This is a genomic window from Methylocystis rosea (assembly GCF_003855495.1).
In the GTDB taxonomy this organism is placed as follows: domain Bacteria; phylum Pseudomonadota; class Alphaproteobacteria; order Rhizobiales; family Beijerinckiaceae; genus Methylocystis; species Methylocystis rosea_A.
In genome coordinates this window covers 20,819-34,694 of record NZ_CP034087.1, presented here as the reverse complement: position 1 = coordinate 34,694, position 13,876 = coordinate 20,819, and the positions used below count along the sequence as shown (strand labels likewise).

Annotated in this window: 17 protein-coding genes; 5 read left to right on the top strand and 12 right to left on the bottom strand. The window is 60.9% G+C overall.

Annotated elements, in window-relative coordinates:
• Positions 1 to 86: 86 nt before the first annotated feature.
• The 4 genes from EHO51_RS17995 to EHO51_RS20990 all read right to left on the bottom strand — a co-directional run bounded on the left by EHO51_RS17995 (position 87) and on the right by EHO51_RS20990 (position 4,782).
• The gene (locus EHO51_RS17995; protein WP_124740249.1) at positions 87 to 3,035 is read right to left on the bottom strand and encodes an LPD7 domain-containing protein; all 2,949 of its coding nucleotides are present in this window, start codon (positions 3,033 to 3,035) and stop codon (positions 87 to 89) included.
• Positions 3,032 to 3,286, bottom strand: a complete 255-nt coding sequence (gene mobC / locus EHO51_RS21455; protein ID WP_432431937.1) for a plasmid mobilization relaxosome protein MobC — start codon at positions 3,284 to 3,286, stop codon at positions 3,032 to 3,034. The genes EHO51_RS17995 and mobC overlap by 4 nt, the downstream gene beginning before the upstream one ends.
• A 432-nt stretch (positions 3,287 to 3,718) precedes the next feature.
• Positions 3,719 to 4,252, bottom strand: coding sequence for an IS630 family transposase (locus EHO51_RS17985; RefSeq protein ID WP_245435038.1), 534 nt, complete (start codon positions 4,250 to 4,252; stop codon positions 3,719 to 3,721).
• A complete protein-coding gene (locus EHO51_RS20990; protein WP_164479466.1) occupies positions 4,210 to 4,782 on the bottom strand; it encodes a winged helix-turn-helix domain-containing protein in 573 nt (190 codons plus the stop codon). Before EHO51_RS20990 ends, EHO51_RS17985 begins: the two co-directional genes overlap by 43 nt.
• 246 nt (positions 4,783 to 5,028) lie before the next feature.
• Between EHO51_RS20990 and EHO51_RS17975 the strand changes: the two genes are divergently transcribed.
• The 3 genes from EHO51_RS17975 to EHO51_RS17965 are packed head-to-tail and all read left to right on the top strand — an operon-like array spanning position 5,029 to position 6,546.
• Positions 5,029 to 5,427 carry a hypothetical protein gene (locus tag EHO51_RS17975; RefSeq protein ID WP_124740245.1) on the top strand — a complete coding sequence of 133 codons (399 nt, stop codon included), beginning with the start codon at positions 5,029 to 5,031 and terminating at the stop codon, positions 5,425 to 5,427.
• Between the two features lie 11 nt (positions 5,428 to 5,438).
• Entirely contained in the window at positions 5,439 to 6,125 is a 687-nt protein-coding gene (locus EHO51_RS17970) for a P-loop NTPase (protein WP_124740244.1), read from the top strand.
• Positions 6,118 to 6,546 (top strand): hypothetical protein, encoded by a 429-nt coding sequence (locus EHO51_RS17965; RefSeq protein WP_124740243.1) that lies wholly within the window; start codon positions 6,118 to 6,120, stop codon positions 6,544 to 6,546. The genes EHO51_RS17970 and EHO51_RS17965 overlap by 8 nt, the downstream gene beginning before the upstream one ends.
• Before the next feature lie 85 nt (positions 6,547 to 6,631).
• Here EHO51_RS17965 and EHO51_RS17960 read toward each other — a convergent pair whose 3' ends face one another.
• From EHO51_RS17960 to EHO51_RS17940, 6 genes are all read right to left on the bottom strand, one after another.
• The gene (locus EHO51_RS17960) at positions 6,632 to 7,363 is read right to left on the bottom strand and encodes a phospholipase D-like domain-containing protein (protein WP_245435014.1); all 732 of its coding nucleotides are present in this window, start codon (positions 7,361 to 7,363) and stop codon (positions 6,632 to 6,634) included.
• On the bottom strand, positions 7,354 to 7,509 hold the full coding sequence (locus EHO51_RS20600) for a hypothetical protein (protein WP_164479465.1): 156 nt from the start codon (positions 7,507 to 7,509) through the stop codon (positions 7,354 to 7,356). The genes EHO51_RS17960 and EHO51_RS20600 overlap by 10 nt, the downstream gene beginning before the upstream one ends.
• Before the next feature lie 138 nt (positions 7,510 to 7,647).
• Positions 7,648 to 8,382, bottom strand: coding sequence for a GIY-YIG nuclease family protein (locus EHO51_RS17955; protein ID WP_124740242.1), 735 nt, complete (start codon positions 8,380 to 8,382; stop codon positions 7,648 to 7,650).
• Complete coding sequence (locus EHO51_RS17950) at positions 8,375 to 9,232, bottom strand: hypothetical protein (protein WP_124740241.1); 858 nt, start codon at positions 9,230 to 9,232, stop codon at positions 8,375 to 8,377. Before EHO51_RS17950 ends, EHO51_RS17955 begins: the two co-directional genes overlap by 8 nt.
• Positions 9,229 to 10,374: a DNA cytosine methyltransferase gene (locus tag EHO51_RS17945; RefSeq protein WP_124740240.1), complete on the bottom strand. Its 1,146-nt coding sequence runs from the start codon at positions 10,372 to 10,374 to the stop codon at positions 9,229 to 9,231. The genes EHO51_RS17950 and EHO51_RS17945 overlap by 4 nt, the downstream gene beginning before the upstream one ends.
• Positions 10,367 to 10,582, bottom strand: a complete 216-nt coding sequence (locus EHO51_RS17940; RefSeq protein ID WP_124740239.1) for a hypothetical protein — start codon at positions 10,580 to 10,582, stop codon at positions 10,367 to 10,369. The genes EHO51_RS17945 and EHO51_RS17940 overlap by 8 nt, the downstream gene beginning before the upstream one ends.
• Positions 10,583 to 10,722: 140 nt before the next feature.
• Between EHO51_RS17940 and EHO51_RS17935 the strand changes: the two genes are divergently transcribed.
• Positions 10,723 to 11,316, top strand: a complete 594-nt coding sequence (locus EHO51_RS17935) for a hypothetical protein (protein WP_124740238.1) — start codon at positions 10,723 to 10,725, stop codon at positions 11,314 to 11,316.
• A gap of 227 nt (positions 11,317 to 11,543) precedes the next feature.
• Here the strand turns inward: EHO51_RS17935 and EHO51_RS17925 are convergent, their stop codons facing one another.
• Complete coding sequence (locus EHO51_RS17925; protein ID WP_124740236.1) at positions 11,544 to 11,921, bottom strand: single-stranded DNA-binding protein; 378 nt, start codon at positions 11,919 to 11,921, stop codon at positions 11,544 to 11,546.
• A 678-nt stretch (positions 11,922 to 12,599) separates the two neighbouring features.
• Here EHO51_RS17925 and EHO51_RS17920 point away from each other — a divergent pair.
• Positions 12,600 to 12,827: a hypothetical protein gene (locus EHO51_RS17920; protein ID WP_124740235.1), complete on the top strand. Its 228-nt coding sequence runs from the start codon at positions 12,600 to 12,602 to the stop codon at positions 12,825 to 12,827.
• A 24-nt stretch (positions 12,828 to 12,851) separates the two neighbouring features.
• On the opposite strand, the gene EHO51_RS17915 is transcribed toward EHO51_RS17920, so the two are convergent.
• On the bottom strand, positions 12,852 to 13,124 hold the full coding sequence (locus EHO51_RS17915; RefSeq protein ID WP_124740234.1) for a DUF2285 domain-containing protein: 273 nt from the start codon (positions 13,122 to 13,124) through the stop codon (positions 12,852 to 12,854).
• Positions 13,125 to 13,876: the final 752 nt, after the last annotated feature.

Below are 13,876 nucleotides of genomic sequence, written 5' to 3'. Positions count from 1 at the left end.
GAAGGCGCGTGACTATGGCCGACGAGGAGACGGTAGCGGCCGCGAACGCACAAATCGCGCGGGCGCCAGAACCGAACCCTTCTTTCTTAGCGGCTTTCGCCTTCGCCTTCCGGCCGCCGAGGCTGCGCCAGCTCGCGATTGATGCGCGCCGCGTTCTCCTGGTCGACGCGCCGCTGCTCTTCTTCCTGTTTCAGCACGCGCGACTGCTGCTCGCGATGGTTCTGCATCTGCTCGCTCTGTCGGGGATCGCCGGGCATTTCGCGGCGCGTGTCGTCTTCCATGGATCGATCGGCTTCGCGCGCGCTTGCGGCCTCGGCCTGCGAGCGATAGGGCGTCTGCTCGTTCGTTTGCACGGTGTTCGTCTGGTTCGCTCCTTCGGTGCGGGCGGCCTGTTGCGTCTCGCGCGCCGCTTCGCGATCCACACGCCCCCGTATTTCTTGAAGGCGGATTTCGCGCTCGGCCGCCGTCGAGGTCGGACCTTCGGCGCGGGCAGGTTGGTCTCGTTTGTCTTGCGGCGCCAAGGGCGCGGCATCCTGCTTGTCATCCGACTGCGCCAAGCCTTCGGCAATCCGCGCGCGGTTCATTTCGATCTCGGCGCGAAGTTCGCGAATGCGATCCTGTATCTCGGGATTTGCGATTTTATAGCCGTGCTCGGCCGCGAGCCGCGCGACCGTATCCTTGTAAGCGTCGCTGCCGGTGATATTGAGCGTTTCCCATTTTCCGGATGCGACTTTCAGCGCGGCGTTGACGGAATCCGCGTTGTTCCAGTCGCGAATATCGAGCTGCTTCCCATTGTCGACAAAGGCGAGGGTTTGCAGAGCGCCGGTGGCGTCGTGTCGGTGGTAATGGATCTCGTCGCCCTTACGCTCGAACGTGATAAGCGGGCCGAGGTCGCGCGCGGGCTCCGGCTTCACGTAGCGGTCGCCCTGCACATCCGCCTTTTGCTTTTCGAGATTGGTTTGCGCGGCGATGGCTTCGTCTGCCTTGTCGAGCAGCCGGCGCGACTGCTCGGCGAATTGCGCACGCGCCTCATCGTCGGGAAGCGCCTTGCCGATTTTCGAAATCGTATCGGCCATGCTGTCGCGCGCGGCGATCATCGTTTCAGCTGTTCGCATGGGTCCTGTCTCCTCTGCGTCGGTCGACGGAGCGCGACCTTTTAGAGCGCTCTCGGCGCGTTGCTGAAAATGCACGACGGCGGGGCTCGGCGCGCCGTCGAACGGTCGGCTTTGAGCGCTGATGGCGCGCGGCACGACAAAAACTTTGCCGGGTTGGGTGTGCGACGACTTCAGTTCGGCCACGCGCGACGCCGGAAGGTCCACGTAAATCATGCGGGCCGCGACATCGGGCTTCGCATAAGCTGCGGCCGTCGCCATATCCGCGGCGAACAGCGCGCCGCGTCGATCGCCGCCGCTGTCGAGACGGTAAAGCCGCACGGAGCCGGGCGCTGGTGGCGGTGCGGGGCGCGGCGACAGGGCGGCGACGTTCCGCCATTGGCGGGCGGCATCCTGCGCGCGCCGCCGGCCTTCCTCGCGCGTCGGTCTGTGAATCTCCCGGTTCTTCACGCGCTCGATGCGCCGGCGAACGCTCGGCGGCGCAATGCCGCGCTCCATCATTTTCACATCTTTGAGCTTGTAGGCCGGCGCGTGCGCCTGATCGAACCGCCGGACATTCTCCATGGCGATCCCGCGGGCACGGGCTTCGGCCGCGAGCGTATCGCGCCATCGCGAAAAATCCTGAATTTTTGGGTCCAGTCGCTTGCCGTCGTCCCGGACAAGTCGAACCGCCGCATGCACATGAATATGCTCGCGGTTCGTATGCATGACGAAAACATATTCATGTCCGGCAAACTCGCGCGCCAGCGTCGCCCGCGCAGCGTCGATAAATGCCTCTTTGTCCGTGCCGGGTTTCGCACTCAAAATGACATGCGCAAAGTCGCGCGGCGCGCTCGATCGCATATGCGGCCGCCAGAATTTGGCGATTTCCAGGCTGACATTGGCCTCACGCGACGCAGCGCGCGGCAGGCGGTTCGGCCGCTCGCGCGCCAGGCGCTCAGCTACGTCCTTGAGCGCACGGCCGTCCGGCCCAAAGGCCTCGATCTCACCGCCGCGGGTAAGTCGGGCGAGCGCCGACGTGGCGCCCTCCAACCCATGCGCCCATTTCGGGTCGGTAAATTCGGCGTCGCGGCCGAATGTGCCCTCTAAGTAATCGCGTAAGCCCCCAATCGACCGCTGATTATCGTATATCCGGTGCAGCCGGCCGCTCGCGGTGCGCTCACGACTCGCGGCCGTCATGACGATGTCGACGCGGCTGTGCGCGTCACGCTGCGAAAGACACCAGGCATAGTGATGGCCGCGAAGGGCCTCCGCGAGCGCGTCTTGCGCCTGCTTTGCCTCCAGCGCACCGTCGAACTGCATTGTGAACTGCAGCACGTCGTTGGACGGCGCGCGTCCATCTTCGGCGCGCCATGTGGCGGCGAAGTCGGCGACGGAGCGCTGTCCGGCGATCATCAACCCGTCATGGCGCTCCAGCGTCAGTTCACCCTTGTCGCTTTGATAGCTCAGCAGTGACTGCGCCCGAGCCGCGCCTGAACCGAAACTCGCGATTTTGACGACCGCCGCCTGCGACCCGGCCGCAAGATTGGCTTTCGCCATCAAAGGCGACCGCGAGGCTGTGCTCGGCGCACCGACGCCCCTCGCTGGCGGTGAGCGGTGCGCTGTTTGCGCCTTGGCGACCAGTGCATTCGCCGAAACGCCGTTCTGCGCAAGGCCACCCTTTACAGCCGCCGCGCGCTTCACGCGCAATTCATCGTCGACGTGGGGCTTCTCGCCCGGCGGCGCGCGCGGCCCTGTGTCCGGCCGCTCGTCGCGTCGGGGCCGGGGAGGTGCGCGCGAGCTGTCAGCTGCTTGCGCGCGGTAACGCTCAGCTGACTGGATCGCGGCCGCAAGCCGGTCCAGCGCCCCCCGATTCTTCGTGGCCAGCCGACGCCGCAAGCCTTCCGTCAGATTCGAAAAATCAAGCGCCACCAGCGTCGTCATTGCGCGCCGTCCTTGTCGATCGCCGTCTCGGCTCGCCTTCGCGCCCGAAACGTCAATGACGCATAAAGCGCGTCGAGCGCCCACATGATCCCATGCGCTTCGATAAGCCACGCGCGAACATTCTCTCCCGGGAAAGCGTTGCCCGCATTCATATGATGAACGGCTTGATTGAGATTAACGCCGATCGCGCGCAGCTGTCGCGTCAATTCGACGACTTCGACACGCCCTTCGCCGTCGAACGTCGGCCCCATATCACTGGCTGCGCGCACCATGCGACGCAGCGCTTCTGTGGTCGTCAGATTCTTTGCTTCGCAAAAGGAAAGAAACGCAGCCGCCTCTGTTTCATCGACGCGGAAACCGATGAATCGCGTCTTACGCCGATCGTGATGTCGCTTGTCCGCCATTCGTCGATCGTCCTTAGCGTCCGGTTTGCTTTTCGCAAACTGCCGAGCGCGAACATGGCCGGCGCGGCGAGCGCACATAAAGATTTTGTTTCACAAAATCCCTATCCTGCCATTCACCACCTCTTCACTTTGTATAGCGGAAAACCCTCATTTTCTCAACGTTTTTCGAGGCATTTTGCGGATTTCAAAGCAGTCTCGAAACACTCTCAGCGCACTATCACGGCAGTCTCACCGTGCTCTTAAGCAACATCGAAAGCGCCTCATACGGTTTCCGGTTGATTACTTCGGCTTGGCGATTTTTGGCCACCAATGGAATCCGGCTCGGCTTTTGATGATGTCGCAATCTGTGGCGAGCGCGGCGCATCTATCGCCGATGATGGCGTCCAGTTCTTCGATCGTTTCGACGTGTTTGTTGACGATGGGCTCGTCGACGAGCGACCACAGCGTTTCCGCCGGTTGCAGCTCCGGCGTGTAGGGCGGCAGAAAGACCAGCCGCACGCCGTTGGGCACGCTCAGACCCGCCTCGCCATGCCAGCCGGCGTTGTCGAGCACGAGCACGATCGTGCGATCGACGCCGGCCTTCGCTTCGCGTGCGAAGGTTGCGAGCAACGCCGCAAAAAACGGTTTCGAGACGCCGTCGTGCACATACCAGAAGGTCTCGCCGCTCGCCGGCGAGACAAAGGCGGTGACATAAAGCCAGTCGAAGCGGTGATGGCCATGCGCTGTCGGCCGCTCGCCGACGGGCGCCCAAACGCGCCGGGTGACGGGTTTCAGGCCAAGCCGGTGTTCGTCGCTGGCGAAGACTTCGACCAGCCGCTCCGGATGTTTCGCGGCTTCCTCGGCGACGGCGTCTTCGAGGTTTTTTTGAACGCTGCCGCCTCTTCGGGCGAAGCGGACTTCGGATTTTTGGGGCGCGGAGCCTGGATCGACATGCCGCAGGCTTTCAGCGCTTCCCAACCGCGTTGAACCGCGACCTTCTCCAACCCTAATTCACGCGCGAGAAAAGCCGCGACTTTCGCGCTCGTCCACAAGCCGCCGTCATCGGGCGGCTCCTTCAGCCGAAGACGCAGCTTGTCGAGCAACTCGGGCTTCAACACGCTCGCCAACGAGCCGTTGCGTCGGTGCAGGTCGCCCAGAGACTCAGGGCCTTCGGCGTTGTAGCGTGCCGCAAGCTGCTCAATCCAGCGCCGACCAAAAGACGTCATCTCGGCCACTTCGCCAATGGCGTGGCCCTTGGCGAGAAGCCAGATCGCATGAAAATGCCGCGCCTCCCGCGCGTTCGAACTCGAAACATACCGCTCACGCAACGCATCGACGCTCAAATGCGCAGCTATCATCGCCATGACCCGCCTCCAGCGATTCATGACGACGCAGCCTAACCGCTTCGATTCCCGAAGGGAATCCCCGCCGCCGAGTCAATCAGCCGGAATCCGTATCATACAGCGATTCAGCCGACGCTCACAAAACTCTCATCGTTGCATTGCGCGCATATCGACTCCATCTGCAAAGCGCTCTCGGAGCGTTGTCATAAAGGTCTTGCACAAGGAAGGGAGTGGGTCTAAATAATTGCCATTTTATTAGAGGCTCGCATGAAGCTGACCGGAGAGGACGTGCAGCGTCTGAAAGTAGGGATCAACGCGCTGAAGCCGAACCGCCGGCTCACCTTGCGCGAACAAATTGGCGCGATCTACGCGCCCTTGATGAAGGCGAAAGGTCGGGGGCTGACGAATGCCCAACTGCTCGATTACCTCAGAGAGCAAGGCATTGTGATTTCGGCGCCGTCGCTGTTTCGGGTGCTGAAACAGCTTGCCGAACAGAAAGCCCAGCGCGGGATGAAGCGGGGAAGCCATCCCTCCAGAGAGAATGGGAAAAGGCCCGCGCCGAGCTCCCAGGAAATAACAAGGCCCATACCCATCGGAAGCACCGAGACTGAACCCGTGCCGCGCGCGTCATCCTTCCGCGTGCGCCGTGACCGCGATGAAATCTAGGAGATCGGCGAATGGATAAGGCGATTTACATGGTCGGCGGCAGCAAGGGCGGCGTCGGCAAGTCCATGGTGACAATGGCGCTCATCCATTTTCTCACGGCGCGCGGCGAGGCGGTTGTCGTGGTCGATGCCGACACGTCAAATCCTGACGTCATGCAGAACTATGAGAAAGAGATCCCGTGCGAGGGAGTCAATCTGGACGATGCCGACGGCTGGATTCGGCTCGTCAATCTCTGTGACGAAAACGCGGATAAGACCGTTATCGTCAATACGGCGGCGCGGAACAATCAGGGAGTAGGGGCCTATGGCGTCACGCTGAGCGGCACGCTCGACGAGCTGAAGCGGCGATTGGTGACCTTGTGGGTTGTCAATCGTCAGCGCGATTCGTTGGAGCTGTTGCAGGATTTTCTCGAAGCGATCCCGAATTCAACCGTTCACGTCGTCAAGAACGGCTACTTCGGCGCGGACGAGAAGTTCGAACTCTATAACGGCTCGAAGACTCGAAAGTCGATCGAAGGTCGGGGCGGGAAGAGCCTGCTCTTCCCCGACATGGCGGACCGCGTGAGCGACGACCTTTACAGCAAGCGTCTCAGCATCCGAAAGGCGCTCGCCGATATGCCGATCGGCAATCGCGCCGAATTGAAACGTTGGCTCAGACAGGTCGATGGCGCCTTTTCGGCGGTCCTGCCGAATGGCTGATGGCATGGAAGCCGAAGAAGCGACCGGCTTTGAAAAGCTGATCGGCCGGACGGCGACGGAGACAGAACGCCGACAGCTTCGACGTGTGAAGGAGGTTCTCGGGCTTCGCGACAATGACGCGCTGTGGCTCGTCATCTTCGCGCTTCAATATTACGACAGCCTCTATCGCCAGTTTCCCAAGGCGATTGCGACCGAGGCGTCGGCCATATTGGCGCGCACGCGCGAAACGGCGGACGCGCAAATGCGCGCCGGGGTCGAACAGGCCAAGGCGGACCTCGCCCGCGCCGTTGCGCTCGCGGCGCAAGACGTGGCGCGCGACGTTGCGCGACGGCAGACGACGCAATGGCTCATCTATGGCATGACGGTCGGCGCGGCCCTCGTCGTCACCGGAATCGCAATTGGGCGTGCGCTGGCGCCGTAAGTGGTACCCCGGCTATCATCGACAACGGGTTGCAGGGATGCAAACTCGACAGGGATGATGGCCGAGGCCAGTCCGTACATCGTCGCTATTTTTCCGCCGCCGGCCTCCAGCCTGCCGCCGTCGCTTCCGCCTCGGAGCAGAACATGCGTTCTTCGGCGCCCGTGATGGTGACCCGGGCGTAGTCGCGGCTTCCCGGCAAATGGTAGATGCGCTCACCCTTGCGATTGATGTTGCCCTTGATGACGCAATCCTTGGCGGGCGTCCGCGCGTCCTTGGACGCCGGCTCGGCGTAAGCGGCAGAGTTGGGAAGCGGCCGGGAAACATTCCATAGCTGCTGGAAGCGCGCCTCGAAGGACTTCGCCGCAGACGGGTCGTGTAGAACGACGAGATCATTATCCTGCTGCTTGAGCCCGGAGGCCGACAGGTTGGCCGATCCCGACCGAAGAAGGCGCCCATCGACCGCATAGGACTTCAGGTGCATGTATGCGCCCGCCGGTTTCATCCGGACATCGTCGGCAACGGGGCGAAGCCGGTCGAGCGCGTGCTGCTGGCCTGGGTCTAGGACGATGCGGAGGGCGACCCCGCGCCGGCGCGCCTCGATCAACGCGTCGACGACGGCCCAGTCCGTGAGCGAGTAGACCGCCATGTCGATCTTCGCGCGCGCCAAGCGGATCAGGTCGACGTCGATGCGCTCAAGGTTTTCATCAGGCGCGTAGTGGATTTCCACATCGCCGGCGCGCACGGGCAAGAAGCCGATGCCGCAGAGGAGGGAAGCGCCAACAACGATCCGAAACCAGCGCCGGTGGATCACTGCCACTGGCTCCAGATGATAAAAATGAGGACGACGATGGCCGAGCCGATCGATGTGAATACAACCCGCCAGTTATAGCGCTCGCGGAATGGAAGCTGCCGCCAGCGCGCTTCCTCGTCGTCTTCTCGGTTTTGTTGTCCTCGCCAACCCATTGACGTATCCTTTGAGGAGCAGATCCCGACCCGCCTCCACACGACGAAGTCACAATGGCAGGCGTGTTCAGGGAGCGGCAAGTCGGGACGAAGGCTCCAATTTGTCACCGAAATCCAAAATATTTTCGCTGCACGCGGTCAACCATCTTCATCGCCTTCTTGCTCAACCGACGCAGCGCCACCCAGCGCGTCATAGCGACGCGACGCCAACCACTGAAGACGCAAGGCCTGTGTCAGCAATACGCGTCGTAATCCACCCTGGACCTTGCGCTCGGAGATCACCTGCGCAAGCCGCGAAATAATGAGCGCTCTTCGAGCGATCCGAAAATCGGGATGTGATCGGAGCTCATAGACGCGGTCGGAAACAATTCTCGCGCGCAGGGATCGGGGCGCTTCGACGACGAGCGACCCAGGCGGTGGATCCTTCTCGTTCAGGATCGCTTTGAACTCTGACCGATCAACCGCGCGCTGCGTGATCAATCGCTCCAAAGCATCCAGTTGCTTGCGCGCGTCGGCATCCTTGCCACTTGTCTCCTGATATTGTGGCAGCGGCCAGACCTCGATTTCGAGCACTTCGAACGGATCAAGCACTGACATGGCAACAGCATCAGTGCGCTGATTGGTCAAGTGACGACGAATGCGCGTGCGCAGCATCTCGTTCGTCTGCCCGACATAGATGGGTTCGCCGTCATAATCGAAGAAGGCGTAAACGCCCCATTTGTAATTCCCGACACGGCGAGTCTGCCCCACGGCCTCTTCGAACGATGTATCCAGAAACCTCTCCAGATTGGCTCGCAGATCCTCCGTCTCGAACGGTGGAAAGTTAATGAAATCGGGATCGCGACGAGGAGTGGGCTCGTTCGGACTAGGCATGTCGGATTGCCGTCATGTCGGAGGAATGCTGCACGACTCCTCCGCGCACGATTGTCGTGCGCCGCATCGTCTCGTCGCCGAGCGAGGCGATTTCGAAGCTGACATGATTAATCGCGTTATCGCGACCTCCAAAGCAGGAATGGAATGCAGCGAGGAGTTCGACGTTCATCAGTGATTGCGCGCCGACTTCCGGCGCCTCAGCAGAGGGTAGGGAAGATGGGAAAAGATAGATGCAGGGCGGCGGCGCACGGAAAGGACCGATCACGGTCGTTCTGGCATCGCTCTCATCCAACAACTTCGGACAGGCGCGTCCGATCGTTCCACACACCATATCCCAGATGACGAGGCCATCGACGCACTGATTACGCGCGATGATCTGTGCGCTTATGCGCGTATGAACCCCAGACCAGCCGTTGCGCCGTGGGTCGGCGCCAACATTGGTGCACAGGCTCCAAATGACAAATTCATCTGCGCCTTCCGGCCGCGAGAAAATTTTCGAGTTGTCGCCTTCCAAAGAGCCTTTCAGATCGATGATCGCCGTTCGTCCGCTTGGTAGCGTCACAACGTAGTCATGCAACACGCCGCGCTTGGCGCGGTCCCAGCCCGCGATGAAGCCTTGATCCTCCATGTGATTGAGAACATGCTGGACGAACTCCCGCTTGCCTCGCATCGCTGCGGCAAACTCTCCACGCACCTGTTGAATAGCGCCGCGGAAAATCGGCGAGGCGTAGAAGTCTTTCTCCGCAAGCCCGTGGTCGCCGAGCTTATGCGCTTGGGTCTTGAGCACTTCAGTGAATTCTGCGATCTGCTGGCGCACGCTTGGGTCCTGCTCGCAAGGAATAAGGCTCACGCGGCCTTCTCCGCCGCAGCGCAGACGTCGAGAAGCGGTTCGAGCAGATAGCGCGCCAGATGCCGAACGACATCGACAGCAACGCCGTCGCCCGTCAAATGGTAAGCCTCGTTGTAATTTTTTGGCAGCTTATACGCGTCATCAAGTCCCATTAATCGGGCGGTCTCCCGCGACGAAATCAGGCGCGAGCGAATCTTGTTGCCATCGACGACGACGATCGTCTGACGGCTCGAACCGCCTGCGGGCGTCCGCAGACATCCCGCGACATCGTCAAACCGAATTTCCGCCCGTTGGACCTTGACGCCATTTTCGTCGAGACGGGTGCGCTTATAGACCCCGCCCACCATTCGACGCCCTGAACGCTTGGCGGCTTCAACCTTCGCCTTGTTGACCGGCGACATCATCGCCAAAATTTGCTTAGTTTCTGCGGCAGTATGCCAGTCGACGCTCGAAGGATTTTCTTCGATGATATCGGCGAAAGAATTCTTGCGACGCGGCGGCGTCGGTAAATTCCACCACAGCATGTTCTTCCGGGCGCGGGAGGAAACGCCGTCAACGGCTCTGCGCAATCCCAGCGTATGAAATGGCTCGATTGGCTCCGGCGACAGGAGCGACGGGTCTATCGTCACATCGTCTCTTACGCCGATCACAAACAATCGTGGCCGCGACTGCGGCACAAACAAAGAGGCGTTGATGATCAAGGCGCCGTATCGATATCCGGCTTCGCCGAAGGTCTTGCAGATCGCTTCGAAATCTCGTCCGCCGTGGGAGGTCAGCGTGCCGCAAACATTCTCGATCGCGATAATCGTCGGCGCGCGATTGTCGTCGATCAGCCCCGTGATGACATCCCAGAACGGATAGAAGGTTCCAGAGCGCTCTCCCTTCAACCCGGCTCCGCCTCCGGCCAAAGATAAATCCTGGCAGGGAAACGACCCCCAAATCAGGTCGGCGTATCCTGACAGCTCATCCACGGTGACCTGGCGAACATCGCCGACCTTGAGTTCTCCGCCCGTACCCCAGTTGGCTTGATAGGCGAGACCTTTTTTGTGATCGAAATCATTCGCGAACAGACATGTCCAACCGGACCCAAGCCCCGCCCGGGCCATCCCGCCACCGGCAAAAAACTCATAAAAATTAGGCATGACGCTTCCGCTCAATGGCTTGGTCGTCGACCAGAACATCGTCCCGTTCAAGCTTTTCCTTGATGGCCTCGGCAATCCAGGTGTTCCTGGAGATATTGCCGGGACGCGCGCTCCGCACTTTATCGATGGCATCGAAGGTCTCGGGCGACAACCGAAGATTGATGCGATCCAGCGGGCGAATCGCCTGAGTTTTTGAAGAATCGAGCATGCAGCGAAGCTGGCGCCTTTTTGGCGCCATGTCCAGTATGTTCTATATATGTTCCAACCGCGATCCCGCTATTATCAGAATCGACGAGAGAGCCGATCGAGCCCTCGCACTGTAAAATTTCTCGTTTCCGGGTGACCTCCATGCGTTGGGCTCCGCGCTCCTTCCCCGTAAAAATCCATCGCCACCTGAATGTCGCGGACTTGGCCGACATATCGCCCGACGAACTCGAACAAGCGGAAGAGGAGGGCGCGCTTGCAGGCAATCGCGCCTATTGCGATCTGCGCGGCTGCGGTTGGGGCGTCGTTCGCACAGCGCTCGATATCGAGACGAAACTGATTGAGCGACTAAAGATGGCGGATGACGTTGACGCGGAAATGTCGGCCTTCGAAGAAGAGCGCGCGACCGCATTCGACGACGAACCCGCACTCTGGGGGCTGGATGTCGGCGTCGCCTCCGCGACAATCGCGATTTCGGCCTACGGCGCAATCCCTGTGTCCAGCTGTAACGCAGGCGCTTTTGGCGGACGCCACCCAGTGCGCTATCCTTACGTTGCATTTTTTCTTCCAAAGGACTTGGCCCCTGAAATATTGCGTTGCGTCGAGGCCGCCGACGTTGGGCTGCTCTGCGATGAAAGCGGAATCGCGCAAATTTATGGCCAAGGAGAAATGGATCTCGTCCGTTTCGCGCAAACCGCATGGGAAAGAAGCGCAGCTGGCGAAGAAGAGGCCCGATGATGAACGTATATGGGCGGTCAGCGGCGCGTTTGCACTTTTCGTGACCAAGGGGGCGACACGCCGCGACACCCTGATGGCGACAGAGCGTCTTGCGGTGAGCGGATCGCCGCGCCGATCAATGCGCGCCAGGCATGGGCGCCGTCTGCTGATCGCCCCGACGAGCAATCTGATGATGTAAATTAGTCTGCTTGTGCTCGAGGGGCCGCGCGCGGCCCCTCGATCGCGTTTCATCGGGACTTCTTGCCCTGCGACTTCGCGGCGGGCGCTTCCGCCCTCTTCGCCGGCTTGTCGGCAAGGTGCTGAATGTCCTCTACCGCGAAAGTGTAGCCGAACCGGCGCTCGCCATTAGCGGCTTTCCATTCGGTCTGCTTCGGGCGCGACGTCACTTGAACCAGGTCGCCGGATTCGAGTTTTTCGCGCGCCCATTTGATGCGCGAGTCCTGCCGGGCAAAGATCGTATGTTCGATCCACTCGGGATTGTCGATCCACTCGCCATTGCCGTTCTTGTAGGGGTTGTTCGAGCAAACGGTGACGACGAGATTAGCGCCGACCTCCTTGAGCTGACCGACCCGGCCGACCTGAATGTGCGTGTTGAGCTGCGACATTTTTTCTCTCCTATCGTTGGGCCTCGGCCCGTTGCGATGGCGTTCTGAAAGCGCCGGGGTAAGGAGACCACAGAGCCGCAAGGCCGTAAGGTCGCAGCGGGCAAGCGAAGCGCTGCGCGCCGGCCGCGACGGAGAATTTTGGAGGGCGCGCCGCGCCCGTGCGCGAGGAATTGCCGCATAGCGGCAAGGGGAAAATTCTTCGGCGCAGGCGCCGACGTGGCTTCGCCGGCGCTAGACAAGCCAGTAAAGAGCAACGGGCGAAGGCCCGACGTGGCAAGTGAGATCTGTGCTGCGTTCGGCACACAATCAGGTCCGTCGAATTGTCCCCGAGGCGCGGCCCCCTTCGTTCTCACACCATCGCGCAACGCCACAAATAGGCTTGCCGATGATCGATCCCGTGTGGCCGTATCAATGATGCCAAGACAAGACAAGCCGTTCAAATGGGCCGATTATGAGAAGCCCAGCGCCTATTGAGTGACGACCCTCACGCCGCGCAAACAGTCGAGCGGCTTTGGGCGCGGCGCATCCGAAGCGTAAGTGAGGAGGAAGAGACGAAGCCATGTCGCCGCGGAATGCGCCTGTTGCACGCAGTCGAAGAATGGGCGACGTTGCGCTTTGTCCGCGACGCGGGGGGGGGCGGCTATCCAAATATTGGTCGATCTTAGGCATAGTGTTGCGATGAACGAGATTGTTTTAGCCGACGCCGATAGAGAGGGCGAAACGATGACAGCGCGCGTCATACGTTATGATCGGGAGCAACGTCGCGTCCAACTGGCGGTGCCGAACACCACTGTTGTTTTCACGCTTTACGGCGATGGCGAACGGTTCACGGGAGCGCTTGGCGGCCGAAGCTTCTACTGGGATGCGCCGCGCGCCGAGCCTACGAAAAAGCGGGTGAAGCGTTAGCCCCGGCGCGCATCCCGATTGTCGTCACGAATTCGGCATTTTCAGCAGCTCCTTATAGCCCTGCTGCGTCATCCATCGTGCGCGGGCGTAATGGCTGTGATAGACGCGCCGCGCGCGTTCACGGTCGACGTCGGGATCGATCTTGAGGACGATTCGGCTCGCCTCTTCCCAGCCAGCGCCGTCACGCGCCGCCTCGAGCAGGCGCAGATAAACGATCATATGCGAGATATCGTAATCGGTCAGCTCGAGCGTCGTTGGCGCTGCGTCTGCGACCGTGTCGGATTGATTGGGAATCATGGTTGGCCTCCTTCAATACGCAGCCTACACTTGGATCGCTCCCCGTACGATTGCAGCCGCAAGGTAATAGCGCCGATATGTGACGGCATTCAAGGTGCGCCGTGCGAGGATCAGCCCCGCTCGCGACGCTCTGCAACGGAACGCGCAGTTGGTCGGGGCGTCCATCGTGATTAAGACGTGACGCCTTTCGCGTTCTGGAATCGAGCCGCGATAAAGCGCCAGGGTGGATAGCGTGACGGACTGGCGATCTCGCGGTGGTTTAAGCGAATGGGAACGAGAGATGGAATTGGTGTTGATCACGTCCGGTACATTCATTGCTCGTGCCTGCGGCTTGCAACTTAGGAGGAGTAGCGCGTCCTTGCGATCGCGCGCGCCGTCGACGAATTCGAAAGCCGGAATATCCGTCCATTCAGAAGTCCCTCGCTACGCGTTGTTAGCTAAAGACGGCGCGGTCGCGCCCCATAGAGGCTCGCAAGGCGAGCGCAAGAGGGGGCCATAGTCCCGACGCGAGCGTAGCGACGCCAAAGGGCTATTGCCCGGCCCGTTTTTCGGAAAATTGCGACCTCTGGTCCGAGTGAGCATAGCGACGGCGCGCGCCGCGCGCCGACACGAGGCCAGTGCGAGCCCGAAAAACGGGCGCTGTGATCAGCCCCGTAGTCGAGCCTACACGGATAGCGCTTGAATTACGCGCACACACAATCTTGCAGGCATATCTCGTCGCAGGGAATTGCGAAGGTCTTGATAAACGACGA

Bases quoted from the DNA above. Each gene is read 5' to 3' on its own strand.
- EHO51_RS17995 (WP_124740249.1), bottom strand. From the start codon at position 3,035: ATGACGACGCTGGTGGCGCTTGATTTTTCGAATCTGACGGAAGGCTTG.
- mobC (WP_432431937.1), bottom strand. From the start codon at position 3,286: ATGGGGCCGACGTTCGACGGCGAAGGGCGTGTCGAAGTCGTCGAATTG.
- EHO51_RS20990 (WP_164479466.1), bottom strand. From the start codon at position 4,782: ATGGCGATGATAGCTGCGCATTTGAGCGTCGATGCGTTGCGTGAGCGG.
- EHO51_RS17975 (WP_124740245.1), top strand. From the start codon at position 5,029: ATGAAGCTGACCGGAGAGGACGTGCAGCGTCTGAAAGTAGGGATCAAC.
- EHO51_RS17970 (WP_124740244.1), top strand. From the start codon at position 5,439: ATGGATAAGGCGATTTACATGGTCGGCGGCAGCAAGGGCGGCGTCGGC.
- EHO51_RS17965 (WP_124740243.1), top strand. From the start codon at position 6,118: ATGGCTGATGGCATGGAAGCCGAAGAAGCGACCGGCTTTGAAAAGCTG.
- EHO51_RS20600 (WP_164479465.1), bottom strand. From the start codon at position 7,509: ATGGGTTGGCGAGGACAACAAAACCGAGAAGACGACGAGGAAGCGCGC.
- EHO51_RS17955 (WP_124740242.1), bottom strand. From the start codon at position 8,382: ATGCCTAGTCCGAACGAGCCCACTCCTCGTCGCGATCCCGATTTCATT.
- EHO51_RS17945 (WP_124740240.1), bottom strand. From the start codon at position 10,374: ATGCCTAATTTTTATGAGTTTTTTGCCGGTGGCGGGATGGCCCGGGCG.
- EHO51_RS17940 (WP_124740239.1), bottom strand. From the start codon at position 10,582: ATGCTCGATTCTTCAAAAACTCAGGCGATTCGCCCGCTGGATCGCATC.
- EHO51_RS17935 (WP_124740238.1), top strand. From the start codon at position 10,723: ATGCGTTGGGCTCCGCGCTCCTTCCCCGTAAAAATCCATCGCCACCTG.
- EHO51_RS17925 (WP_124740236.1), bottom strand. From the start codon at position 11,921: ATGTCGCAGCTCAACACGCACATTCAGGTCGGCCGGGTCGGTCAGCTC.
- EHO51_RS17920 (WP_124740235.1), top strand. From the start codon at position 12,600: ATGAACGAGATTGTTTTAGCCGACGCCGATAGAGAGGGCGAAACGATG.
- EHO51_RS17915 (WP_124740234.1), bottom strand. From the start codon at position 13,124: ATGATTCCCAATCAATCCGACACGGTCGCAGACGCAGCGCCAACGACG.